A 25,762-nucleotide genomic window follows, 5' to 3' on the forward strand; every position below is an offset into this window, starting at 1 on the left:
GGAATGACACATGAACACATACGCAGCAACCATTAATGCCACGGAGTATCCACCGCATTTGAAACATAAAGTTATTTTCGAAACGTTTGATCAGTTGCAACCACAGGAATCCATGCTGCTCATCAACGATCACGATCCAAAGCCACTTCGATTCCAGTTCCAGTCCACACATCCTGATGGTTTCAACTGGGAGTATATTGAGCAGGGCCCTACAACCTTCCAGGTCAAGATCAGCAAACTATAGATTGGAGCTGAACCGCTATGGCCCACGTTGAAATCATTGACGATACTACACTTCGCATCACGCTGAGGTTGGAAGATGCCACAACCATGGTGCAGATAGCACAGCGTGAGCAAGCCGAATATGCGCAAGAGATTATTACCATTTACGAAAAAATGCCTGTGTTCGAATATACTCATTTCTGTTTTTACGCCTATGACAGTGCAAGACTTTTTGAGCGTGTGCTCGGAATGGACCCCAAAGCATATCTGTCCTTCTCCCTCGATGCACCGGACTCATTCTTCTACACGCTGTACGGTGGTATGGCCGCCCTGTATGAATCATCTCTACAGTTGGTACAGCAGACGGATGTAGCTGGCGCAGGATCGGATGTGAACGCACATGTCTCCATCTGATGTCCATATTGTTGAATTGGATGTGCGTCCTCAACTGAGTAAAAAGCTGGAGCCGTTTCAGCTGATCATGGACACGGTCAAAAGCCTTCAGCATGACGATGTGTTTGTACTACATGCTCCATTCAAACCGACACCACTCCTCGGTATTCTCAAGCTGAAAGGGTACTCCAGCACATCTGAACGTAGGAGTTCAGATCACTGGGTTACCACATTTGTGCACAAAAAAAATAAAACCGATGCAAAGGCATTTTCTGCAATGGTTTTATCTGGATCAGAAGTTAATTCGGAACCTGGTTCAGACGAAGAATCAGCTTCATGCAAAGGGCATCCGGAGGAGCAAGTTGTTGCCATTGAAAACATTGAAACTCCACAGGCGCCCAACGTTATATTGGACAATCGCGGATTGGAACTGCCACAGCCCATGATGCGAACACTTGCCGCTCTGGAGCGTTGCAAACCTGGGGAAGTCGTCCTGATTCATAATGACCGTGTACCTGTATTTCTGATTGAAGAGTTGAACAATCTCGGTTGCACCTACACGGTTGAAGATCAAGCCGATGGCACAGCCAAAGTGAGAATTGAAAAAGGGTAAGGAGGAGAAAGCCATGTCCAGGTTGCCGTTTCTTTTTATCATCACGGGCATCTTTGGATTTGTAATGTATCACGCCTTCTCTCTGCTCTCGCTGACAGGTTGGCTTGGTGATGAACTCAGAGGACCCGAAGGCTGGTTTCATGCCCATCTGTTTGTGCTCGGGTGGGCAACCATGGTGGCCATGGGTGCCGTTTATCAGTTGATACATGTTATTTTGCAATCGAACATCTACAGTCTGGTTCTCGGTTATTGTCATTATTTCTTGTTCAGTATCGGAATCGTGGGCATGTTATACGGCTTCATTCGTGCAGATGTCATCTGGATTGCCGGTTCTGCGACACTCGCGCTCTCTGGCATCCTGTTGTTCGGATGGAATATGGCCGTTACCCTCTTCCGTGCCTCACAGTGGAATCCGGTAACGATCAGTGCAACATGTTCCTGTCTCTATCTCGTTCTTACCGGGTTATCCGGTATGCTGATGGGTCTGAATTTTGCCTTTGGTGATTGGAATGGTCTGCATGAACGCTTATTCGGTGCACATATCTGGATGGGAACACTCGGCTGGTTTGGCATGTTAATTACCGGATTCAGTTACAAAATGCTGCCCATGTTCTACCTGTCCCACGATTATTCCAATCGATTGCAGAAAGTGGTCCTGGTTCTGTGGAATGCAGCTGTAATTACAGGCGTTGTCGCATTTCTCACAGGCATCAAGGGAGGCTTGCTCTGGTTCGCGCTCTTGCTCCTAACTGCAGCCCTACTCTTCTATGTGTATCACTTGGAGCAAATTCAGGAGAAACGTCACAAAAGCAACCCCGGCCCGGGCATTCGCTGGTCTGTCTATGTAAGTCGTGCCTTTGCCGTATATGCTGTCGCCCTACTGATCTATTCCGCGCAAGGAACCGAACTGCTGCTCCATCCAAGGGTTGTTCTGCTGTCTGGATGGGTATATCTCGGTGGCTGGGTGTCCCTCACCATACTCGGATATGCCTCCAAAATCGTGCCTTTTCTGTGGTGGACCCACAAATACGGCATGCAGGCGGGCAGACCCGGAACACCGCTGATGGCCGGTATGCTGAGTGAACGAAACGTCAATTGGGGTATGCTCGCCATGGTGGCTGGAAGCCTTCTGCTAGTGAGTGGAATTCTGATTAATCTGGCAGAGGTCATGATGGTTGGAGGAACAATCTTATCTCTGGTCTCCATCGTATATATAGCGAATATTGCTTTGGTATTCCGACGTTAATATTAAAAAGGTTGATTGGAGAGTGAACATGATGGAACAAACAACGCATTTACTGGAATGTCTCAAGGAAGTATATGACCCTGAATTAGGTGTCAATATCGTTGACCTTGGTCTGGTGTATGAAGTAAGGGAAGAAGCTGAACGAGTACATGTACGGATGACACTGACTACACCAGGTTGTCCGTTGCACGATACCATCGTTGGTGCGGTGAAATGGGTTTTACAGGAAAATACGAGCAAGACTGATATTGACGTTCAAGTGGTGTGGGAGCCACAGTGGTCTCCACAGCTGATGTCGAATGAAGCCAAGGAAATGCTGGGATACTTCTAGGCAGAATGACTATAGACCGGATGAATAAACATGTTGCTGGCGAATTACGAAGAAGCGTACTTAAATCTGATGTTCTCAGACCCAAGTATGCTTTTTGTTTTGCGATGGGAACATACACTTGATATCCCCCCCGGAGATTGCTGGAAGGACGAATGTGGGAGAAGAGTATTCTTGAATAAAAATAAATAAGGAAACTCCAGAATAGAGTTCCCTTATATTGGTGCCGATCAGTGAATCATTTTATCGCTTCCTTGATATTAGATCTTAGATGTCCTTTGCATAGGATGCTGCTGGCACTTTGTTTAACACCACGAACAAACGAACTTCCTGATCTCCTGTATTATGGAATGCAAACTCCACCTCACCACCGCAATGGATCACATCCTCTTGTTTCACCGCTTGTTCTTTTCCATCCAGCATAAGTGTGCCTGTGCCTTCGACCACCAGCAAAATAACGTCTGTGCCCGGATGTTTATGAACGGGAAGCTGTTGTCCTGGCAGAAAATGAAGGACAAAGGTCACTCCTCCACCCTGTTGGAATAAAACACGTTTCGTAAAACGGTCCTCGCTGAATGCTTTGACTTCTTGCAATGACGTGATACTCATCATAATCGTCCTCCTCGATAATATAATCTGTGAATGCATTCATCTTAACGCAAGAAAGCCCGCGTTTCCTTGATCTGAATCAAGAAATGCGGGCAATGAACAAATCATGGTCGGTCCTTATGATCGTTTGTTTCTAAGATGGTTACACCATCATTTTGCGCAGTGAAGCGATATATCTCGAACGTATAACGATGAAATAAAACGTCTGTGCAAGTACAAAGGCACCAAATACAGTCAACACCGGCATCGTATAATTGGTAATACCGAATTGAGTAAGAAATGGCTTAACTACGACCAAAGTTTCAATGATCGCTACTCCGATCGGCAAAAAGAACAGAATAGCAATCTGAACGGTGGATGATCGTTTCATCTCCTGGAAACTTAGACCCATTTTCGAAAGAGAATGCACCATTTTTCCATCCGCTTCAAGATCGGTATGCAGTCTGAAATACAAAAAGCTTGCGGAAGAGATCGAGAAGATTAATCCGATAAATATGCCCAGGAAGGTAAAGAGTGCTGTACCCTGTCTGAATCTCTCAAAATCACCGTATCGAGTGGTCAGATATCCGGATTGATTATCCGTTGAAGCGTTGCTGCTTTCAATGGAATCCGCGGAGAAAAGAAGCTGATCGCTAACCATGGCTTCCGAGGAGGTCCGTTCTGGTACAGCATGGCCCCATGCAGGAATCTGATACAGAACTTTGCCAAATAACCTATTTCCTTGGCTCTGTTGTGTAATCTCTTCAAACTTCTCATCCGGGAGAACGACTACACCTGTAGAATAGATCAGGGTTGCGAACCGTGGCTCTACATCCGTAGCCGAGACGCTTAGTTGGACTGATCCAGCTTCCAGATTCAGAGTCAATGTGTCTCCTTCCGCATAATTGCGAAACCTGTTTCGATCAATCTGAGCCTGATTCTTCTCATTCCGAGAATCTACGAATAGTGCTGATTCTGAATCCAACTGGAACGTCTTTTTCCCCAGGATCGCATTGAGGCCGTTGTAATGACTGAGTGGTAAGACCGAGACAGCACTTTGATCCGCATCAGACCAGAAATATTCCAGATACACTTGCTGATAATCCAAGCCTGCGGCTTCAAGTTTCGAATCAATAGAGCTCATATCCATTTGATCCGATGGTGTGTACACGTTGTATTGGACTGGAAAATCGTTGTTCGTAAACTGCTCCCGGTTCTCCTGATCCAGTGACAAAATTACAACTGCACTCATTGAAGCAATCGCAATCACCACGGTCACCATAAACAGCATGCGGGCATTATCCTTCATTTTATAGCTCATCTCTGAGATCCACAACAGACGTGTACCATGCCATACGGTTTTGCGATTACGTTTCAATAAGCGAATGATCAGCACAGAAAGTTGAGAGTAGAAAAAATACGTTCCCGCTATCCCTGTTACAGCTGCAATCATGATTGTTCCGCCATTTAACTCGCTGCGGAGTACCACAAAGCCTACTGTAAGTAATGCAAATCCCAGAAGGGAGAAGAACCATGAAGCTTTGGGCTCTTTTTTAGGTTTGCTGGTCCCCGTCAAAAGTTCTAACGTCCGTTTGTTCCCGATAAAAACAAGTGTAAAGAGTGAAATGCAGAAAAATAATAACAGAAAGGCCCCGATCGTAATCAGAATCGCTTTCACCGGAAAATAAAAGGGCAGATCATCCATCCCGATAAAACGAGTGGTTAACATCAGGAACAGCTTGGACAACAACATACCTCCGCCGATACCGGCAATAATGGACAGGCAACCGATCAACATATTCTCCAGAATGACCAATCTCCGAATCTGTCTGGGCTCGGCACCAAGTATGGTCAGAATGCCAAACTCTTTGTTCCGTGATTTGAGAAAAGCACTGATGGAATACATAACAAAGAAAAATGCAAACACATACACGATAATCGAAGCGATCTGCATCCCCGTAGCGGTTGTCGCACCCATCGGCAACTCTGCCACATACGGATGATAGATAAATACCGCATAAGCGAAGAAAATCATGACCATAAACACACTGCTAAGAAAAAAAGCAATATACGCTCGCCCATTACGGCGAATGTTATTAAACGCGAACTGAGGAAAGCTCATGTGAATTCCCTCCCCAGAAGGATAAAGTATCAATGATTCGCTGGAAGAACGTCTGTCGATTATCTCCGCGGTGTACCTCTGCTGCCAGTTTTCCGTCCTTGATGAACACAATGCGGTTGCAATAACTTGCAGCAAGCGGATCATGCGTGACCAGCATAATGGTCGTTTTCTCCTGCTGGTTAATCTGTTCAAGTGACTCCATAACCGCTTGGGATGACGTAGAATCCAGGGCACCGGTTGGTTCATCCGCCAAAACAATCGAAGGCATATTGATCATGGATCTCGCAATGGCTGTTCGCTGTCGCTGTCCGCCCGAAATTTCGTAGACTCGTTTATCCAGAATGTGATCAATCCCGAGCTTGGCTGTAATGCGATGAAGTCTGCTCTCCATCTCCTTCAGTTTGACCTTGTCCAGTGTCAATGGAAGTACAATATTCTCTGCGACAGTCAGCGTGTCCAGCAGATTGAAATCCTGAAAGACAAATCCGAGTTCCCGACGTCGGAACATGGCAAGTTCTTTCTTTTTCATATCAAACGGATTCATGCCATTAATCAGCACCTTGCCTGAGCTGGGTTCATCAATGGTGGAGACCATGTTTAACAATGTGGTTTTGCCACTGCCGGACGGACCCATAATGCCCACAAACTCACCTTGCTTGATTGTCAGATGAATATCACTAAGGGCTTGAGTCTGCACTTTGCCCTGATATACTTTGCTCAGTCCCGATACCTGTAACATTTCCATGCGTAATTCCCTCCTGATCCATCATTCTTTATACGTTAATTCTATTCTTATCCTAACCGACCTCCCGTAACGGTGCTATCGAATTACCTTAAACTTCCCTTACAGCCCGCTTAAGGTTCTGTTCCCCTGCCTCCACCACTTTCTATACATTAAAAAAAGCACCTCGCCCATGGGCAAAGCGCTCTTTACTTCGGATATTTCGAGTGAACCCAGCTGAATCTGACCAACGTTCCCTCATTTGGCTCCGAAAACAACTCCACACGGTTATCCAGTCGGGCACTAATCTCACGGACCAGATATAAACCCATTCCCGTAGATTCGTGATATTGCCTGCCCCGTTCGCCTGTGAAATAGGGATTGAACACACGATGAATATCTTCGGACGAGATACCGATTCCCTCATCCTGAATGTCCAGGATGGTATGTTCATCCTGTTTATAGCCTGTAATGATCACTTTTTTGCCAGATTTGCTATCGGAATAGTTCACGGCGTTGGTCAAGATCTGGGTGAACATGAACCGCAACCACTTGGAGTCACTATATATCTGAAGATCGCTTTCCATCCGGATATCTGGCGTAATGCCTCTGCGAATAAATAAACGTCGGTTCTCCGCTATACTGCTCCGAAGCACCTCATGCAAGGACAAAAACTCTACCCGAAAATCACCTTCGAACTGTTCGAGCCTTGATGAATGCAAGACCATTTCAAGTCCTTTGCGCATTTTATCCAACTCATCCTGAATACTGCCCGCCGTCTCATCGTCCACATCCTCCAGGGTGAGTTGGATGATGGACAACGGTGTCTTCATCTGATGAACCCAGCGATTCATGAATACCACCTGTTGTTCCTTACTAGTACGTAATTGACCCATCTCATTCTGCCGATTACGCTCCAGTTCAAGTAACAATTCCTGGATCGCTTCTGCAACGACCGAATTTCCAAGCGTTTGGAAAGGCTCGTTTACGAGTTTACGTGGTTGTTCAAGTAGAAGATAATACGCTCGCAGCTGGAAGTAACGTATGAACAGATAGACCATCAACACTGCGGTACTGATTAACATACCATAGAGGACAATCTTCATCGGGCGGCCCTCACCAGAGAGCCAGTAGACACACGGAACCAACAGCATCTGTAACACATAAAATCCGACTAACATCAGGTGGTCTTTCAGGAAAAGTCTCATTTGCCTTTCCCCTGTGAGGATAAGTCCAGTTCCAATACGCGATAACCCGCTCCGCGAACCGTCTCCAAAATCTCTTCTGCACCCAACTCCTTCAACTTCCGACGAACACGTGTAATATAGACATTCAACGTATTATCATCAATAAAATGCTGATCTTCCCACATCTGTTCAAGCAATTTTTCCCGGCTGACAACTCGCCCTGCCTTCGCCATTAGTGCTTCCACCAGTATCGCTTCCTTCTGTGTCAGCTCTGTTGAACGTTCATCATACTCCAGTACGAATCGCTCAGGATAGAGGATCATGGGACCATTCTTCACTGTCACTTCCTGCTGAACAGCAGCGTAAGAACCATAGGCTCTGCGTAGCTGACTACGGACTTTGGCAAGGACAACTTCATATTGAAAAGGTTTCGTAATATAATCATCCGCTCCATGTTCCAACGCCATAATCTGATCCATACCACTATCACGAGCCGATATGAATAAAATGGGACATATGGAATGTGTGCGTATCTGCCTGCACCAGTAGTATCCATCATATTGAGGCAAATTCACGTCCATCAGCACAAGGTCCGGCTTCACTTTCACAAATTCATCCAGTACATGACGAAAATCATCCGTGACCTGTACCTGAAATCCATTTCGTGTCAGATAAGCCGCCAGCAATCCAGCTAGCTTGGCATCATCTTCAACCAACAATATCGACTGCATCGTTAACCCTCTTTCCGTTTCCTGACGTCAGTGTATCACATCTAGTTACCCATTCTAGTCGGAAACGGCTTGAAAATAAAGGGTCAGACCACGAGACGCCCCCTCTTCTCTGCCAACCCAATGATAGCTTCCACCCCTGAATTAAACTCAAGAAAGTCCTGCTCTACCCCGTCGCTGAAAATAACACCATCCTCCGGCATCTGGGATACAATGTGCAATGGTTGCTTTGAATGAATCTGTCCAAAGACGAGATTGGCCGCTGTCGTCCGGCTCGGGAACGGTTCACGTACTGAAAAATATAAGTAAGGCGCATCCCAGTTAAAATGATTCAGCTCCTGCCTGCTTCCATGAATGGATGCGGATACTGTAGCAACCTCAGCTTCGGAATTCATGTTCTGCCATGCCGCCGATCCAACAATCCCGGTGGCTCCCGCCAGCACACTTTTGAACCAGCCTGTCGATCCCATGCCTGTAGATACAATAATACCACTGGAGGATTGTTGTTCTGCGGATGCACCCAAACGCACTTCATAACGTGCCGATACATGCGTCTTCCGACCAATGAACAGATCATTGACACCATATAGATACTGTCCATCATTTAGTTCCACTTTGGCGAGAGTGACTTCTTTCAATGTTCGTTGCTTTCGAATGACATCAGGAACAATGAGGCTCAGATCTTCCACGGTAAAAGGTAATAACACCCCGTCCCAACGCATCGGGTCCGGATTCACACCGATGAGCGGCTGCTCGGTCACATATTTGAGGGTATTGGCTACAAGTCCATCCTGTCCAACCACAACCACGATATCCTGCTCTCCAAAAATGAAGTTGGGCACATGTTCCCGATCAATCGTCTGAACGCGGCCCAATTGTCCCAGCTGCTGCTGTGCCTGCTGCACGGAGTGTCGATAACGACGGTCTTCCTCCATATAATCACTGAAATCTGCTCCCAGACGTTCAATATAGAACTGGGCTTGCTGCACCGTGTTATATCGTACCACCAGCTCCTCCAGTCTGGTCCGGCGCTTCACCAGAATCAGCTTATGTTCAGTCATTCGATCGTCCGCTGCAGCCTGCTGACGTACCGATTTCTCTGCTTGTTCTTTTCTTCCCAATCTCATCTTGCTCGACCTCCCTGATCTCTGCCCGGCGTAGGAGACATCAATCCCTGCAACAGATCCGGCGAGATATTAAGCTGTCCAATCTTGCCTGCATTTCCAGCGAGTTCCTGGAACGCGAGTGCGATCAGCTTATCAGAATTCATGCCCATGTTTGCCATCGCTTGCAGTACATTCGGCTGTACATTTTGCAATGAATTCATCACGGCAGCAATCTCATAGGCTTTGGCATCCGCTTCAGCATTATGATTGGCAATGGTTAACTCAATCAGTTGCTGCTTACGTTCCTCCATCGCTGTATTGAACTGAAGCTGCTCCTGCTCCATCTCGTTTTGTTTCTGTTTCACCGAGCGTTCTGTCTGCAATTGGGTCTCACGAATCTGCTGTTTCTTCGTCTCCACGGCAATTTCGGTGTTCAGTTCGTTCTCTTTCACTCGGCGTTCCTGTTCAATGGATGCATTGCGACGCACATAGAGCGCTTCGTCTGCCTGACGCAAAATCTCTTCCCTCGCTTGTGCTTCCAATGCACGCATCGTCTCTTTATTAGGCAGAATGGCCAGTATCGATAGACTCATCAGCTCAACGCCCAGTTTCTCCAATTCTTCACTTTGCACGACTTCTCGTTTCATGCTGCTCACCAGCCGTTCACTGGATTGAATAGCTTCTTTCAGTGGCATTTGTTCCAGATGTTTCTTGGTCAGTACTTTGGCTATGGTGATAACCCGTTGATCCAGCTTGCCGGGGTCGTCGGAGATATACCGATTCTTGCGCAAATTGTACGTGTAATTCAGGCTCTGCGTTATTTTCAGGTAATCCACAATGCGATAGCTTAGCTGCCCTTGCACAGTAACCGTCTGATAATCCGCCGTAATCTCTTCAAACATGAATGGTACATCCACCGAGGACACGGGTAGAACCACTACCGATGTGGTCGGCTCATAATAATAGAAGGACAATCCCACACCTTGACGTTGTACCTCACCATTTTTCACCTTCATTACATACTCACTGGGTTGAAATTTCGCGAATCGGAATCCAAACATGGATCATTCCCCATTTCTTAATATTGTCGTTTTGATATTATCGAAATGATAACAAATGAAATCAATATTGTCAATACGACATTAACAAATTGTTCATATGCCTATTTAAAGAAAGCGAATTCGTCTTAACCTCTTTTCTTATACAAAAAAATAAAGAGATCGAATCATTTGATCCGATCTCTTTACCTGCTTCGTTATTTTCTAATACAACTTTTCCATCAGTCTGGCAACTGCAACAGCACCCTGTGCACGGTTGGCTGTTTCTTTTGGAGCAAACGTGCCATCAGGCATGCCGTTTAACAATCCAAGTTGTTGCATCGACGCTACAGCTTCTTTCGCATATCCCGCGATCTCGGCGCCGTCTACAAACACCGTATTTCCTAGTGCAGAATTGGACGCATCCGGATCACGCTGCACAACCTGCAGAGCCCGATTCAGCATAACGGCCATATCTTCTCGTGAAATACGTTCATTGGCTCCAAAGCTTCCGTCTGCTCGGCCTTGAATAATGTTCATTTCAATTCCTAGTCGTACTGATTCGGCATACCACTGACCTTTCTTCACATCCGTTGGTGTTGAAATCGATGGATCAGCTTGGCGTTCATCACCAATAGCTTTAATAATCATTTGCAAAAATTGTGCTCTGGTCAGTTCACCTTGCGGGGCAAAACGGGTTGCGCTCATCACCGAAATAATCCCTTTGCCGTAGAGGTTATGCACCTCTTGGATTGCCCAATTGTGATTTTGCAAATCATTTAATGGCACGTCAACTTCCGCAATGACATAACTGCCGGATTCCAGAGGTTTGAACGCCATGGTTTTAGTCTTGTCATCGTACTTCGAGTACGTAGCAGGTTTCATTTCCCCGCTTGGAGATACGGAATGCACGACCATAACGACATCATTCTTCTTTGGTTGCTCCACATTAGATAGCACAACTTCAATCGCTCTGTTCGTCCATTGCAGTGGCTTATTGTTCATCAACAAATCCACATCAACAATAGAATGATCACCGATCGCTGCTTTTTGTGATGTTGATAGCGTATCTGTCGACCCCTTTGCCACTACGATATCGAACGTTCCAACAGTCCCCGCAATGGTTAACGGGAGTGCTTTCAGAGGAACACGAACGGTAGTCGGTCCTACGACTACATCCAGGGATTGCACTTCTTCGGAACGAACCCATGCTGCCAGTTGACTTGCAGCCAATTGGAATGTGACTTTCTTGGCTGTGTCAGGCACATCTGCTATCAGCTTCAACGTACGACTTCCTTCGTCTATGGATTGCAGTGCCTGAGTTAATTGGGATGCATCTGGACGAATGGAATACTGCTCATCCCCGGCTGTTGTTCCTTTTAACGTGATCGAACCCTTCTCTGGTGCAGCACCCGATCCAACTGGTGGGGTTACATCCGGATTCCCCGGCGTTGGAGCTGTTCCCGGGTTGGAAGGTTGTGGTGGTACACTTGGTTGTGATGGCTGGCCAGGGCCAGGTGTTACATCTTGACGCACAAGCTTACTCACAGCATCTTGTAACGCACGATCCGCCTTGCTTATGTCTTGCGTTGAAGATTCAACATCCTGAATGAATGCCTTCGCTTCAGAAAGCGCGTCACTGAATATATTCCAGCTTGAAGTCATGTATTCGTTCTGCTTTAATTTCTCAGCGGCATCTACCGTAGCTTGCAATGCAGATTTGTCCGCCGGGAACGTACCGTATGCTTCAAAATCCATAAATCCTACCCATTCTGGACCTTCTGTAATCGTTACAAGAATATAACGCGCTTCTGTATTATTCAAAAACACATGTCTTGGCGCTGTTGAAACAACAACGTCGCTTGTGGTATCGACCACTTTCACAAAATTTTTGTTATCGTTGGACACTTCGATCGTGTATTTGATTCCGCCACTCCACATCGACATTTCGATCTTACGGAGGTTAGCAACCTGTCCCAAATCCACTTGCCACCAGCTACCCTTACTCTGGTCTGTTCCCCATGAACTGTTGGGATTGCTGTCAATTGCTCCTTCTGGGGAGTTGGGTTGATTGTCCCCCGTACCTGCACTTGTTGAAGCCGTCGCCGTCTTATCTGTAGTTAATGCTTGTAACTGAACGAGACTCTGATTGGCTTGTTGCAGTGCTTCGTGCGCTTGATTCACCTCAGCTTGTACTGCATTTTGATTATCTCTCACTGTGATTGCATTCCCTAATGCATCTATTAATGTTTGCCAGCTACGATGCGTATACGAAGATTCATTTTGCTGTTGCGTCTCACCGATAAGCAGAGCCAATTTAGTTTTATCTACATCCGATAATCCGCTTATCGCATCCTGCAACCGTTTCTCAGCAGCATTCACTTCAGTCTGGGTTGCTCTAGGATCTGTCATAACCTTATCTGCATTAGCAAGAGCCTTGGCAAAAATATCCCAAGTTAATGCTGACCAATCCGACTCCTTGTATGTCTGAGCATCTGTCAGCTTGGATTGGAGAGCTTCCCGCTTCGCAGGGATCACATTCATTTGCAACATAACTTGTTCGAGCGTAGCTGTTGCAGAATTGGTGTCCGATTGCGTCACTCCAGTTGAAGTATACGCTTGGTCGTAGACATCCTCTGCTGCCTGAATCGCAGGAGCAAGTGAATTCCAACTCGCTTCTTCAAAATCTGGAGCTACCAACCTTTTTGCACGTGTAATTGCAGCCGCCAGATGCTGACGATCCGCAGGTAAATTTTCTAGCCCTCGCTTGTAGACATCCAGTGATGGCAAGGCGCGTCCTTCGTAGGAGTATCCACCATTCCCCGGAAATTCATCATAGTCGAACATGGCATGATTCTCCCATGCATCTCCCTCGGAAGCAATCCAGCCTACATCGGCTGCAATCCATGCGGGCTCCCAATAGAAGAAGCCGGCTCCGCGGTTTTCCGGCACGTCAGCAATCATATCCATTATGCCAGCGATAGCATCATATTGACCTTCTACCGTTGCAGGGAATGTTGCTCCCCCAACATGAAGCGCTTCATCCGATCCAATGATATTACCGTGTGCATCCCCGTTTTTATACGAAAATGGATACGATGTCTCGGCAATGATCACGTCTTTTTCGAACTTGTCAGATAATTCATTCATCGTCTTCTGCACATCGGCAAATGTCCCATGCCAGAACGGATAATAGGATAGCCCGATGATATCGTAATCAAGCTTACGACTCTCTAGTTCACTAAAGTAGTCCTTAAACATTTGTGCTTTACCACCCTCAGCCAGATGGATCATAATCTGAACATGCTGGTCTTCTTCTTGGAGGGCACGCACAGCATCAACGCCTCGTTGTAACAATTCATAATTTTCCTGATGGTTTACCCTACTGTTGAATCCATTCAGCACACCGCTGTTGATTTCATTACCGATCTGAACCATATCAGGCATAGCGTCCGCAGCTTTCATCTCTCTTACAACTTCATACGTATAATCATATACAGCTTGTTTCAACTGTTCAAAAGTATAACCTTCCCAAGCTTCAGGACGAAGCTGCTGTCCCGGATGAGCCCACTCGTCAGAATAATGGAAATCAAGCAGCACTTTCATGCCTTTTGCTTTCACCCGTGCCGCTAGCTCAACTACATCCTCTTTATCGTTATAGCCACCGGATTTCTGTGGGTCATTCCATAGACGAAGGCGCACATAATTGACACCGCGATCCTTGAGGATATCAAGCAAGTCCCTCTCTGTGCCGTTACTATCGAGATACTTCCCTCCATTAGCCTCAATGGCCGTTAACGTGGAAATATCCACTCCTCTGACATAGTCTTCACGATATCCCTCAACCGTAACATTAGCTTCTGGTGGTGATATGGACGCACCATATACTGCACCCGTCACGGTAAAGCTGCCCGCATGTGCGTACTTTGAAGGGTCGATACTGTCCCATTCTACTGGAACCGAACCCGATTTTTCGTTCAGATACTGCGCTCTCACTTCTGCTGGCAGAACAGGAGCTACCCCAGCCAATGTTTTGACCTGAACTGAATCGTATCCGGTAATGTTTGCCGGATCATTGACTTCCTCTTCTCCCCAGACCTTAAGCTCGGATATCCCGGGCCACCAATTTGCTCCCGCATAGTACGGAATCGTGATCTTCACATACTGGACAGGTGTACTGGTCTGGAATTCTTCACTGGCAACACTCTGTTTTATTTCGTTAGTCGTTTGGTCCACAACAGTCGACCAGTTGTTACCATCATCAGAAACTTCAATCAGATATTTTACAACTTGGTCTTTGTCCTTCCAAGTCAATTCTGCTCCGGAAAGCTCATATGGCGCACCTAGGTCTATGGTCAACCAATGAGGATTGCTTTCAGAAGAAGGTGAGCTCGCACTCCAGTGAGTATTCACATCACCATCCACCGCCTTTTCTTTTTGCCCCCCATACAATAGATCTTCTTCACTTACCGTAACCGCCTTGTTAAGTGCCACGTTCACTTTCGCATCTCCTGCAGCCGCTGGACGAACCATCAAGCCCAGCTCACAGAACAGCATCAGCAATACCAGACACCCGCTTATGTACCTCTTGTTCACTCTTGATCTCCCCCTTTTTGTGTTTGATTGTGCATGGATCAATGAATGTTTTTAATCCTCCTCATTGTAAGCGCTTAATAGTGATGGGTAACACGGCATTATCCAAAGGAAACAGCAGTTATTTTAACAATATGATCCTGTAAAAGTTACATTGGTGCTATAGCAATCCGATATTTTGCAAGAAACACAAAAAAATCTGTTCGTCCGCCCTAAGGCAGAACAGAACAGATTTATAGATATATGATCGTTGTTACACTTATTTGGTGAGTTTCAATTCAAGTTGTACCTGGATATCATTTTCTGTCGAGAGCACAACGGAATGCGGGTTTTCCATTCCGAAATCTTCGAACGTTACCATAGATGTCGCCGACAACAACACTTCGTTATTCTCATAAGCGGCTTTTGCATCAAATGTTACTTCTTTTTCAACACCTCTAACCGTAATGGTACCATTCATTTTAATATCAACCGTTTGACCGACAGACCACTCCGTAGGTACTCCTTCAAATGAAGTCGCTGTAAATGTTGCCTGTGGATATGTCGCAATGTCGAAGAAGTCGGCTTGCTTCACGTGACCATCACGCTGTCCATTTCCGGAATCAATCCCGTCCATCTGGATCTGTCCTTCAGCTTTCATCTGAGAAGCATCGTCTACATTAATTGTCCAATTACCTGTAACCTGCTCGTCCACAAAATTAACGGTCTCCTGCGATGTGGTTACGGAGAAGTATACTTTGGAACCTTCGCTGATGCTCCAGTCTCCATTCAATTGCTCTGCTCCCGCAGTTTCATTCGCTACAACCGCTCCTGTGCTATCTACTGCTGTGGTGGAAGTCGCTGTGCTGGCAGGAAGGACCTGCTCAATCTCAACGTTGTTCCCCAAGTAACTATTGGTGAGATAGTAACCACCGCCACCGATTACGGCAACCGCCGCCACACCTGTAATAATCCATGCTTTTGCTTTCTTGTTCATCTGTATGTTTCCTCCAGTATATTATGGTTTAGATTGCTTGTTGATATGGATCATATCAACCGAATGTGTCAGGAAGAAGTCAAGATACGACAAGTTCCTGATTTTTCTAAACCCGAATACAGGATTGGCTTTATGCTCTTGCTCATGTAAAATCAGTACACAAGCTTCTGAAATGAAAGGAGATCGCTTTTCTTGAAATCCATACTCATCGTTGAGGATGAGCAAGCTATTGCACGAGTACTGGCTGCTTATCTGAGAAAAGCAGAATTTGAAGTTCATCATGCAGCAGATGGACCAACCGCACTTACCCTTTTCGATTCCGTAACGCCTTCCCTTGTATTACTTGATGTGATGCTGCCAGGAATGGACGGATGGGATCTGCTGCGGATTATTCGTGAAAAAAGTGCTTGTCCCGTGATTATGCTAACCGCACTGGATGACATTTCAGACCGTCTCAACGGACTGAATGCCGGTGCTGACGATTATATGAGCAAACCTTTTGTACCGGAAGAAGTGGTCGCCAGAGTTAATGCTGTGTTGCGCCGTAATCCACATTGGTCCACAGGTGGTGAAGAGAAGCGTTCCTTTGGCAATCTCGTCATTGACCTTGCGGCCAAACAGGTGCTGTTGAACGGTGCAGAGGTTGCACTCACACCTCGCGACCTGTCGTTACTGCTATTCCTGTCCGATTATCCGAATCGGACATTTACCAGGGATCATCTTATTGAACAGGTATGGGGAATGGATTATGACGGCAGTGATCGTGCTGTGGATTTATCGATTAAACGACTGCGCCAAGCCCTCTCCCACTGGTTGCCCGAAACAGGAGAAATTCGGACGTTACGAGGAATGGGGTATCAATTTTGGATCGCCAACTGAAACCAAAGAAACCCAAACGAACCATATCCATTCTGTCACACTGGACACTGCGATATTTTCTGATTTTGTGTATTGGTTTCACGATTATTGTGGCAGGGGCACTCTACTGGATTCGAACAACATCTATTGAGAAAAGTCTAAAAACCGCAGAACTGCTTGGTCTGGAGATCGCAGATCAAGTCACTAGTAAAAACAATATGCTTCGGGTTCCACCCGATCTTGACAGACTGGTAACCAAACGCGAGAAACTATTCAATACAGATCATTATTTTTGTGTCATGATCTTGGACAACAACAATCAATTGATTTTTTCCCAGCCTAAAATGGAGCAAAAAGATGTGCATTATCGACTGTCAGATGACTATCGTGAACCGCGAAACAACAAATATGCGGGCGTAACGGTCAACATATCCGAAGGCGATCAAACTTTGGGCAAAGTGTGGGTCATGCAGTCCAAGCAATCCATTACATTTGGTCCAGAGACCATATGGCTTGTTGCTCTAATCCTGGGAGGATTAATCCTCTGTGGATGGTTTACAATCTATCTCCTCTCCAGTAAGTTATCCAGACCGATTCGTCAGGTCGCCTATGCGGCTGAGCAGATTCGAGGTGGTAATTATGATGTGAGTCTTGATTTGAATACACGAGAACGTGAGATCAACGAACTTGTAAATTCATTCCGCGATATGGCCACACGTCTACAACAACTCGAAGAGTGGCGTACACTATCGCTGGCAGGCGTAAGTCATGAACTCAAGACACCGGTAACTTCCATCAAGGGGCTCGTTATGGCGGTCCGTGACGATGTCGTGAGTCCACAGGAAGGTAAAGAATTTTTGGATATCGCTTTGAAAGAATCCGAACGTATGGAACGGATGGTCGCAGATCTGCTTGACTATAATGCAATGGCTGCAGGAAGTGTTGCCGTTCGCAAGGAACGAACGGATCTGAAGCTGTTGGTCGGTGAGATCATCTATCAGTGGAAGATTGCTTATGAGGACAAAATGCCAGAGGTTCAGCTGCACTCCCCTCCCGTTACGTTTTTCACCATGGGGGATGCTCTTCGCATTCAGCAGATCATTGTTAATTTGCTCAATAACGCACTTCATGCCACAGCTCCTGAACAAAAGGCTGTCTTCGATATTTATCTACGCGCAGAAGAACAGATGCTGTACGTTGATGTTAAGGACAACGGTACAGGCATCGCGTCTGAAGACCAACCTAAGATCTTTGAACGCTTCTATCGTGGAGAACTTAAAAAACGTCGTAACCGTGGCCTGGGTCTAGGATTAACATATAGTCGATTACTCGCCCAGGAACAGGGCGGTGAACTGACACTTGTCTCCAGCAGCCCGGAAGGCAGCACGTTCAGATTAAGCCTGCCACGCTGGACTGCAACGCAAGAAGCCATGGCTACAGAAAAGGCATACGGAGCAGCCGTTAAAGTGTAATGCACCATGCTAACATGCCAAATAGCCCACAACTCCACTCAGGAGATTGGGCTATTTCATGTTTGTTCCTTGGTGCTTTATCCAGAGCCGAAGCGCTCAACACTCTAATACACGTGGCCTGTACTCATCGTACGCATCTGAGATCAATTGCTTATGGAGCACACTGCTGGCGATGATCGCTTTCCGCTTTGCTTTTAGAACAATCTGCTCGATATCCGCATAACTGCACCCTGCCAAGCGTTCACATATGTACTCTTCCATCTGACTCTCCTGCTCAAATGCCCCCACCAACTTGCTGATATACAATCTGCGGCTTGAATCATCAGGCATACCGTAGGTCATCTTGGTATCGAAACGTCGCCATATGGCGTGATCCAGTTGGGTTTCCAGATTCGTAGCAGCCACCAGAATACTGTCTCCATCGAATTCGTCCAAACATTGCAACAACGTATTGACGACACGTGCCATCTCTTTCACCTCATCATTGCTCTCACGTGTACGGCCTATGGCATCAAATTCATCCAAGAATAGTACACAGGGGTTAATTCGTGCATATTCGAATAACTTGCGTACATTACTTCCGGTCTCCCCAAGATGGCTATGAATGATTGCATCTAACCTCACGAGTACCAATGGCATATCAAGGCGCTCAGCCAGATGTGATGCAGTTAATGTTTTACCCGTCCCCGGAGGACCGAACATGACCATCTTGTTGGGAATTGATACATCATGTTCTCTGAACTTCTCTTTCATACCCAGAATGGTTATGAATTCATTAATGATACGCTCATTTTCAGCGGAAAATACAATATGCTGGGCTTTGCGTCTACACTCTTTCGGTGTGTAAAAAGCGGCCATATCAATCCCTTTCGCTCGGGGAATCCGATTCATATGATTTATTTTGCTCATGTATTCACATGCTCCTTCATTTATGGTTTCAGTTCGTGATTCAAGTTATATAAGTTGAACTAATGAATATTTACACTGACCACTTCGATGACAGAACAACCTTCCGATCGCTGTTATCCCCAGATTTTTTGATTATTTCCTAGAGGGGAAATCCGGGGATAAAGGCGAACGCTCCGCTTCTTCAGGTTCTTTCTGTCCTCTCCGTTTTCGTGTAAATGTTTAGTTCAATTTATATAGAATCAATTAGATTTAATCGTAATTATTACTATTAAATAATAACATACTACCACCTATTTGCAAAGATAACTATAGCAGGGGCACTATATTGCCCTAGAAGGTGGGGTATTTGGTTGCAAGCTTCAAGGAAATTTGCTATTCTAAATATGCATCGTTGTGTATAACGCAAAAAAGCCCTCTAAATTTCATGAGAGCATCAAAATTTTCCAGATATCGCAAGCGGCAACTTGCTATTTCCGGAATCTTTATACCAACGAATGTAATCCAAATTAAAAGTGAGGTTAACAATCATGGCAAAAGACGTATTGTGTGAAGTTAATTCCTGTCGTCACTGGGCTGATGAAAACAAATGTAACGCTTCTTCGATCTACATTGTAAGCAACATTTCCAACGATGAAGTTCGTCAATCTGCTGAAACAGACTGCAAAACTTTTGAAGTGAAATAAGAAATTGCATATGTTCCATTTAAAGGAGCCCTTACCGGTTCCTTTTTTCTTTGTCTATTGTAACAAGAATGATAATTATTATCAAGCCCTATCTGCAAAAATCCTGCTCACCTCTTAAATGCACATTGGACAGATCACCCACGTACACTACGTAAGAAGTCAATCTGCCCATGAACGATTAGAACCAAGAGGTGAATAACAATGCCTGTTAAAAGTGGCACACAGTATCGCGAACGAATTAATGCCCAGTCCGTCCCCTGCTGGTATAAAGGTAAGCTTATTACTGGAAAACGCTCTGAACATGTTGCATTTGCTGGTTTGATGGAGACTCAGATGTACATGTATGATCTGCAATCTGATCCAACATTGGCAGAAACGATGACGTATGCCTCCCCGGTAGACGGCAAACCTGTGGGCATTTCCTTCCTGCCTCCAACCAGTGTCGACGACCTCCGTAAACGACGGGAAGGAATGAATGTCTGGGCGAATGTGCATCATGGCTTTCTTGGTCGTTCACCAGACTATATGAATACAGCCATTATGGCCTTTTACACAGGCGCGGATCTCCTGAACGAATTATCTCCCCAATATGCAGAAAATCTCAAAAATTATTATGTGTACTGCCGGGACCATGATATCACACTATCCCATGCTTTCATTCAGCCACACGCCAGCAAAATCTCAGGGCAAATGGACGCTACGGAGGATGCTATTGCTGCAAAGGTCGTAGATCGCACTGAGGAAGGCCTCATTATTAGCGGTGCATTCATGATGGCTACACAAGCTGCAACTTCAGATGAGATTTTTGTCTATCCTTCACCTTCGCCTGCCCCATTTGAAGATGAGAATCCATTTGCATTTTCCTTTGCTGTCCCGAATGATCTGCCTGGAATCAGTCTGGTATGCAGGGATACCTACGCAGACGAATCTCACACCAACTATCCCCTGAGTTCCAGATATGAAGAAATGGACAATATCGTCATCTTTGACCAGGTACTTGTTCCGCATGAACGAATATTTTTTGCAGGAAGTGAGAAGATGTCCTCCCGTCTCTTCAGTAGTAGTCATTTTCATATTCACGCAGGCCATCAGGTGTTGTGTCGTTATATTGCAAAGACGGAATTTGTTCTCGGTACACTCCAGCTTCTCACAGATACCCTGGATCTGAATACAGAAGCACATGTTGTCGAGAAAACAGCGCGTGTGTTCGCAGGTCTCGAAACGTTAAAAGCATTGGCCTTGGCCGCAGAGGCAGGTGCTATACCAGACGGGCGGGGATTTGTGTTACCTGCACCCAAACCATTGATGGCAGCCAATCTCCTTTTTCCGAGACTATATCCTGAAATGATTGAAATCCTGCAACTCTTGGGCTCGAGCGGGGTGATTATGGTCCCTCAGGAAGAAGAGTTTCATTCCAACATCGCTCCTTCACTGAATGTATATCTTAAAGGAAACGATATGGCTTCTCACGAACGCAACGCTCTGTTCCGCCTGATCTGGGAGCTTGGGGCGGGTTCATTCGGGGGCAGACAGACCCAGTTCGAACGATTCTTTTTTGGCAATACCATTACGGTATCGAATCGACTGTTCTCCGCCTGCAATAAGGACCAGACGAATCGTCAGCTCGTTCGTGATTTTCTATCCAACACCAACAAATAAGAGAACTAACGGGTCATTTTATGTTTATACCAGATGGTCATAGACCGTCATCAGTTCAGAGGCTGGTCGACTTGCATCCATATCCCGCAATGCAGGCTGGTCTCCGTAACCGATATGAAATACCCCGAGCACCTTCTCTTCACTAGTCAAGCCCATCAGATTCATAAACACAGGATGTTGTTGATAATCATTGATCTTCCAGACAGCATTCAAGCCCTGTTCCGCAGCCAGGATACTAAAGCGCTTGCTCCAGGCTTTGGCGGGTAGAAGATCATCCTCACGGGCATTGGTAGGTGCCACGACAACCAGGTGGGCAGGGATCGCTTCCGTGTATTGATATGTAGCCCAATCGCCGTAGCGATCGGCCAGATGGGGTGGATAGCTCTGTCTGACCGCTTCCAGATAAAGCTGCCGTCCTTCGCCTGCGAACAACATAAACCGCCAGGGTTCTGAACTCATGACATATAATGAAGGATCTGCATCATCAAGCAGCTTTCGTATGACCGACTGTGGGACTGGCAACGGACTGAATTCGCAAGCTCCTGTACGTCTTTTGCCGCTACTTATATCTTGACTTAGACCGGTAGACATGGCAACATCCCCTCCTCTATCAGCATAATATATGGTTATCCTTCGACCGCCTTTACATCAACCATGTTTTCTTCGGTTCGGCGGCATCCGTTCTCCAGCGATCTACCTCTTCGTGTATCCGTGCTTTGTTACGCGTTGTAAACTGCTCCGATCCCACCACTTCTGCTTGCGGCATACTGTCTCGTATCAAACGAATATAATCCATGGAACGAATCAAAGATTGGCGTCCAGGGATGTATCTTATTTTGCGTCCTTCCAGCAGGCAATAAATCTCGATCATACCCGGTAATTGACCGAAGGCTTCCCAGCAGAATGCACTGACCATATGCTGAAATGCCTCAACCACATTCGGATCATGGACAACCATATATTTCTGAATAAGCAGTGAATCCCAGCCTTCTGGTTGCCAGGCCGCCTGAAATATCATTGATAAGTGCATGGATAATGAAGGCAACTCCGTTCTCCACTGTTCAAAAAGAATCGCTGGATGCTTCAGATCATCGTTCATTGCAACGGCGAGCGACAATTCATCCGTAATCTTGTTCTTTACATCCCAGTAATGGAGAACAGATTCGAAACCATTCGTCTTCTTGGGCCACCATTTCTCAAGTAAATACTGTATGGGTACCTCTTTGCGAACATCAGGGTCAAGACTGTAAAAAGCATTGACCGCATGACTGACCGCATACTGTACACGATGCCTCCATTGCAGAGGAGAATGCTGTTCAGGCGCCGGTTCAGGGCGGATGAACCGGTGTGGGCTGCGCAGCATCTCTTCCAATCTGTAATCTTCAAGCAGATGTCCAGGAAGGTCTTTCCTTCCAACCGGCATCGCCGCCTGAACATTATGTCTTATCATGACCTTTAGGACACCTGTAATCCGGCAGCAGCGAACCGTTTGCCAAAGTCACGGCATGTATCCTTCTCCTGCTCAAGCGGACTGTATTCAATCTTTAACATCTCTGGAGATACCTCCGCCCCACGCTCTTGCAGCTTGGCAGCGGCGAGATCAACCGCTCCGCAGAACTGCTCATAAGAGGTGTCACCACTACCGAACACTGCTGCTCTCTTGCCACTCAAGTCAAGCTCATCCAGTTCTTCATAGAAATCAAGGAATTCATCAGGCAACTCCCCGTCTCCCCAAGTGTAGACACCGATCATGAATCCGTCATAGTCCATTACATCGGATGCATTACAATCCGTTACGGATTTCAGGTCTGCCTCGTGACCTCCCTGTGTAATTCCTTCCACAATCAGTTCTGCAATTTCTTCTGTATTTCCCGTCATGCTTGCATAAGCCACTAACAATTTAGCCATCTATTTTTCCCTCACTTTAGTTTGATCATGTTAATATTCTCTCCGAAGAAAGAATGAATTTGAATTATCAAAATCATATGTGATAATGATTATCATTGTCAAATTAAATTTTTGGTTATCTTTGTTTTTCAGTATATGGTGCACGTTGGATTTCAACACAGCTAAAAATACTTTGACCTTTCAGGTCAGATCCACTCGGTTCCTTCCTTACTCCCGTCCCCCAACTGGCGTACAAGCCCTTTTTTGTTGTACAATAGTATCCAAATGACTTTTGAAGGATGGATAAATCATTATGTACGTAGCTAAGAATTGGAAGGACTATGAAGTAATCGATACAGGCGGCGGCGAGAAACTGGAGCGTTGGGGAGATGTTATTCTACGCAGACCCGATCCACAGATTATCTGGCCCCTTGAGCAAGAGACTAATGAATGGCGTCAAGTCCATGGTCACTATCATCGCAGCTCTTCCGGTGGCGGTAACTGGGATATGAAAAAGCCCATTCCCGAGCGCTGGACGATCGGATACGAAAACCTGAAATTCCACATTAAACCTACCAGCTTTAAGCACACTGGCCTGTTCCCTGAACAAGCCGCCAACTGGAGCTGGATGATGGATAAAATCTCCAATGCAGGACGCCCTATTTCCGTCTTGAACCTGTTTGCCTATACAGGCGGTGCTACTGTTGCGGCTGCTTATGCCGGTGCTTCGGTGGTTCACGTAGATGCAGCCAAAGGCATGGTTCAATGGGCCAAGGAAAATGTTCAATTATCCGGACTGGCTGACCGCCCTGTTCGTTTTATTACAGATGATGTTTTCAAATTCGTACAACGGGAACAACGGCGCGGGAATCGTTATGACGCCATTATTATGGACCCTCCTTCTTATGGCCGAGGTCCTAATGGAGAGACATGGAAGCTGGAAGAGAACCTTTATCCTTTCTTGAAGTCGTGTATGACGATCTTGTCGGATAATCCATTATTCATGCTGGTTAACTCCTACACTACGGGCATCTCCTCCACGGTTCTGCGCAACATGCTAACCATGACGATGTCTGCTCAGTACGGTGGTGAAATTACTGCAGGTGAAATCGGTCTGCCGATCACACGCAGTGGTCTCGATCTGCCTTGTGGCATTTTGGGCCGCTGGGAGTCCTAATCATGTCAGAACATCGGCATGATCACGATGCGATTCCGATTCTGTTCGAAGACAATCATCTGTTAGGTATTACGAAGCCGGTCAATGTACCCACCCAGGAAGATGCATCAGGGGATCCGGATTTGCTTACATTGCTGAAGCAGGATCTGAAAGAACGCTATAACAAGCCCGGCAATGTCTATCTTGGGTTAGTGCACCGACTTGACCGTCCTGTTGGAGGGGCAATGATCTTCGCCAAGACATCCAAAGCCGCTTCGAGATTGTCCGAGACTGTGCGGGGACGTCATTTCCGTAAAATATATGCGGCTGTTGTACATGGCAAGTTGCCTGCACAGCAGGGAACGTTAAAGCACACGCTGCTGAAAGATGCACGTACGAATACCGTTACTGTTGTACCTAAGGGTACGGCTGGCGGTAAGGATGCCGTTCTGGATTATCAGGTCATTGGTGAGACGGACCGATACAGCCTGGTTCATATCGAACTGCACACCGGCAGATCTCATCAGATTCGAGTGCAAATGAAAGAAATCGGCTGCCCGCTGTACGGGGATCAGAAGTACGGTGCAAACGTGAATAAACCCGGGCAACAGATCGCTCTGTGGTCTGCAATTGCAGCTTTTCCCCATCCGGTTACCAAGGAAGAGGTTATTTTGCAATCTTTGCCTGCAAGAGAATTTCCCTGGGCAGAATGGCCAGCTGCTGTGTACCAAAAAGCTTTTGAACAACAACCTCTATAAGTGCACAGGATCAGGTCACATCTGTCCATACAACGTGTCGTTCAGATTCTGTATCTGAATGACACGTTTTTTAATATTTTCAGCTATATGCGTAAGATACAGAGAGGAGCCATAAAATGACCCCATTTACCAAACAAGTCGTTGCAATCATCGCGGCGATTCCCGAAGGTAAAGTGATGACTTACGGTCAGATTGCCGCCCACGCTGGAAGCCCAAGAGCCGCGAGACAAGTCGTACGGATTCTGCACTCCTTGAGCCGCAAGGAACGCCTTCCCTGGCACCGTGTCGTCAATGCAAAAGGCGAAATCTCCATACCGGATGAACAGTCGCGCATGATGCAGGAAACAGAACTTATTAGCGAAGGTGTGGAGTTTCAGATGAACGGAACCATTGACCTCAAACGGTTTGGACATGAGCCCGATCCTGTATTCCTTCTCGATCCATCGGCCCAGCCCGACTAAGACGACTCTCCTCATATCGCGCACACACAAAAAAGAGAACTCAAGACAGTTAATGGGGT

25 protein-coding genes are annotated in these 25,762 nt (G+C 46.3%); 12 read left to right on the forward strand and 13 right to left on the reverse strand.

Annotated features, from left to right (window positions below; genetic code table 11):
* Positions 1–10: 10 nt before the first annotated feature.
* From M1D71_RS17500 to M1D71_RS17520, 5 genes are read left to right on the forward strand one after another with little or no spacing between them, the layout of a single operon-like run.
* Positions 11–244 (forward strand): DUF2249 domain-containing protein, encoded by a 234-nt coding sequence (locus M1D71_RS17500; protein WP_036613358.1) that lies wholly within the window; start codon positions 11–13, stop codon positions 242–244.
* Positions 245–261: 17 nt separating this feature from the next.
* Positions 262–636 (forward strand): hypothetical protein, encoded by a 375-nt coding sequence (locus tag M1D71_RS17505; RefSeq protein WP_458123008.1) that lies wholly within the window; start codon positions 262–264, stop codon positions 634–636.
* Positions 623–1,228, forward strand: coding sequence for a DUF2249 domain-containing protein (locus M1D71_RS17510; protein ID WP_458123009.1), 606 nt, complete (start codon positions 623–625; stop codon positions 1,226–1,228). Before M1D71_RS17505 ends, M1D71_RS17510 begins: the two co-directional genes overlap by 14 nt.
* 13 nt (positions 1,229–1,241) lie before the next feature.
* The gene (locus tag M1D71_RS17515; RefSeq protein WP_458123010.1) at positions 1,242–2,474 is read left to right on the forward strand and encodes a hypothetical protein; all 1,233 of its coding nucleotides are present in this window, start codon (positions 1,242–1,244) and stop codon (positions 2,472–2,474) included.
* Positions 2,475–2,505: 31 nt separating this feature from the next.
* Positions 2,506–2,805 carry a metal-sulfur cluster assembly factor gene (locus M1D71_RS17520; RefSeq protein WP_458127285.1) on the forward strand — a complete coding sequence of 100 codons (300 nt, stop codon included), beginning with the start codon at positions 2,506–2,508 and terminating at the stop codon, positions 2,803–2,805.
* A 264-nt stretch (positions 2,806–3,069) separates the two neighbouring features.
* Here M1D71_RS17520 and M1D71_RS17525 read toward each other — a convergent pair whose 3' ends face one another.
* The 9 genes from M1D71_RS17525 to M1D71_RS17565 form a co-directional block, all read right to left on the reverse strand.
* Positions 3,070–3,414 carry a cupin domain-containing protein gene (locus M1D71_RS17525; protein WP_440389735.1) on the reverse strand — a complete coding sequence of 115 codons (345 nt, stop codon included), beginning with the start codon at positions 3,412–3,414 and terminating at the stop codon, positions 3,070–3,072.
* A 139-nt stretch (positions 3,415–3,553) separates the two neighbouring features.
* A complete protein-coding gene (locus M1D71_RS17530) occupies positions 3,554–5,512 on the reverse strand; it encodes an ABC transporter permease (protein ID WP_458123011.1) in 1,959 nt (652 codons plus the stop codon).
* The gene (locus M1D71_RS17535) at positions 5,487–6,257 is read right to left on the reverse strand and encodes an ABC transporter ATP-binding protein (RefSeq protein WP_458123012.1); all 771 of its coding nucleotides are present in this window, start codon (positions 6,255–6,257) and stop codon (positions 5,487–5,489) included. Before M1D71_RS17535 ends, M1D71_RS17530 begins: the two co-directional genes overlap by 26 nt.
* A 185-nt stretch (positions 6,258–6,442) precedes the next feature.
* Positions 6,443–7,441, reverse strand: a complete 999-nt coding sequence (locus M1D71_RS17540; RefSeq protein ID WP_458123013.1) for a sensor histidine kinase — start codon at positions 7,439–7,441, stop codon at positions 6,443–6,445.
* Positions 7,438–8,151 carry a response regulator transcription factor gene (locus tag M1D71_RS17545; protein ID WP_458123014.1) on the reverse strand — a complete coding sequence of 238 codons (714 nt, stop codon included), beginning with the start codon at positions 8,149–8,151 and terminating at the stop codon, positions 7,438–7,440. The genes M1D71_RS17540 and M1D71_RS17545 overlap by 4 nt, the downstream gene beginning before the upstream one ends.
* Positions 8,152–8,234: 83 nt before the next feature.
* Positions 8,235–9,209: a sugar kinase gene (locus M1D71_RS17550; protein WP_458127286.1), complete on the reverse strand. Its 975-nt coding sequence runs from the start codon at positions 9,207–9,209 to the stop codon at positions 8,235–8,237.
* A gap of 62 nt (positions 9,210–9,271) precedes the next feature.
* The gene (locus tag M1D71_RS17555; protein WP_458123015.1) at positions 9,272–10,315 is read right to left on the reverse strand and encodes an SPFH domain-containing protein; all 1,044 of its coding nucleotides are present in this window, start codon (positions 10,313–10,315) and stop codon (positions 9,272–9,274) included.
* 201 nt (positions 10,316–10,516) lie between these two features.
* The gene (locus M1D71_RS17560; RefSeq protein WP_458123016.1) at positions 10,517–14,887 is read right to left on the reverse strand and encodes a glycosyl hydrolase 53 family protein; all 4,371 of its coding nucleotides are present in this window, start codon (positions 14,885–14,887) and stop codon (positions 10,517–10,519) included.
* Between the two features lie 256 nt (positions 14,888–15,143).
* Positions 15,144–15,860, reverse strand: a complete 717-nt coding sequence (locus tag M1D71_RS17565) for a YceI family protein (protein ID WP_458123017.1) — start codon at positions 15,858–15,860, stop codon at positions 15,144–15,146.
* 192 nt (positions 15,861–16,052) lie between these two features.
* Between M1D71_RS17565 and M1D71_RS17570 the strand changes: the two genes are divergently transcribed.
* Both M1D71_RS17570 and M1D71_RS17575 read left to right on the forward strand, forming a co-directional pair.
* Positions 16,053–16,739, forward strand: a complete 687-nt coding sequence (locus tag M1D71_RS17570) for a response regulator transcription factor (RefSeq protein ID WP_458123018.1) — start codon at positions 16,053–16,055, stop codon at positions 16,737–16,739.
* Positions 16,724–18,190: a HAMP domain-containing sensor histidine kinase gene (locus tag M1D71_RS17575; protein WP_458123019.1), complete on the forward strand. Its 1,467-nt coding sequence runs from the start codon at positions 16,724–16,726 to the stop codon at positions 18,188–18,190. Before M1D71_RS17570 ends, M1D71_RS17575 begins: the two co-directional genes overlap by 16 nt.
* A 96-nt stretch (positions 18,191–18,286) precedes the next feature.
* Here M1D71_RS17575 and M1D71_RS17580 read toward each other — a convergent pair whose 3' ends face one another.
* A complete protein-coding gene (locus tag M1D71_RS17580) occupies positions 18,287–19,099 on the reverse strand; it encodes an AAA family ATPase (protein ID WP_458123020.1) in 813 nt (270 codons plus the stop codon).
* A gap of 527 nt (positions 19,100–19,626) precedes the next feature.
* On the opposite strand from M1D71_RS17580, the gene M1D71_RS17585 reads away from it, so the two are divergent.
* Together M1D71_RS17585 and M1D71_RS17590 are read left to right on the forward strand one after the other, a co-directional pair.
* Positions 19,627–19,782 carry a DUF1540 domain-containing protein gene (locus tag M1D71_RS17585; RefSeq protein WP_458123021.1) on the forward strand — a complete coding sequence of 52 codons (156 nt, stop codon included), beginning with the start codon at positions 19,627–19,629 and terminating at the stop codon, positions 19,780–19,782.
* Between the two features lie 201 nt (positions 19,783–19,983).
* The gene (locus M1D71_RS17590; protein WP_458123022.1) at positions 19,984–21,441 is read left to right on the forward strand and encodes a 4-hydroxyphenylacetate 3-hydroxylase N-terminal domain-containing protein; all 1,458 of its coding nucleotides are present in this window, start codon (positions 19,984–19,986) and stop codon (positions 21,439–21,441) included.
* 24 nt (positions 21,442–21,465) lie between these two features.
* On the opposite strand, the gene M1D71_RS17595 is transcribed toward M1D71_RS17590, so the two are convergent.
* From M1D71_RS17595 to M1D71_RS17605, 3 genes are read right to left on the reverse strand one after another with little or no spacing between them, the layout of a single operon-like run.
* Positions 21,466–22,032, reverse strand: a complete 567-nt coding sequence (locus tag M1D71_RS17595) for a nitroreductase family protein (RefSeq protein WP_336764461.1) — start codon at positions 22,030–22,032, stop codon at positions 21,466–21,468.
* A gap of 52 nt (positions 22,033–22,084) precedes the next feature.
* Entirely contained in the window at positions 22,085–22,891 is an 807-nt protein-coding gene (locus M1D71_RS17600) for a hypothetical protein (protein WP_458123023.1), read from the reverse strand.
* A 5-nt stretch (positions 22,892–22,896) separates the two neighbouring features.
* The gene (locus M1D71_RS17605; protein WP_145322341.1) at positions 22,897–23,349 is read right to left on the reverse strand and encodes a flavodoxin; all 453 of its coding nucleotides are present in this window, start codon (positions 23,347–23,349) and stop codon (positions 22,897–22,899) included.
* 292 nt (positions 23,350–23,641) lie between these two features.
* Between M1D71_RS17605 and M1D71_RS17610 the strand changes: the two genes are divergently transcribed.
* The 3 genes from M1D71_RS17610 to M1D71_RS17620 all read left to right on the forward strand — a co-directional run bounded on the left by M1D71_RS17610 (position 23,642) and on the right by M1D71_RS17620 (position 25,703).
* On the forward strand, positions 23,642–24,505 hold the full coding sequence (locus tag M1D71_RS17610) for a class I SAM-dependent methyltransferase (protein ID WP_036613317.1): 864 nt from the start codon (positions 23,642–23,644) through the stop codon (positions 24,503–24,505).
* A 2-nt stretch (positions 24,506–24,507) separates the two neighbouring features.
* Entirely contained in the window at positions 24,508–25,242 is a 735-nt protein-coding gene (locus M1D71_RS17615; protein ID WP_458123024.1) for an RluA family pseudouridine synthase, read from the forward strand.
* Positions 25,243–25,358: 116 nt separating this feature from the next.
* Positions 25,359–25,703: an MGMT family protein gene (locus M1D71_RS17620; protein WP_458123025.1), complete on the forward strand. Its 345-nt coding sequence runs from the start codon at positions 25,359–25,361 to the stop codon at positions 25,701–25,703.
* Positions 25,704–25,762 lie beyond the last annotated feature (59 nt).

It is taken from the genome of Paenibacillus sp. Z3-2 (assembly GCF_054161325.1).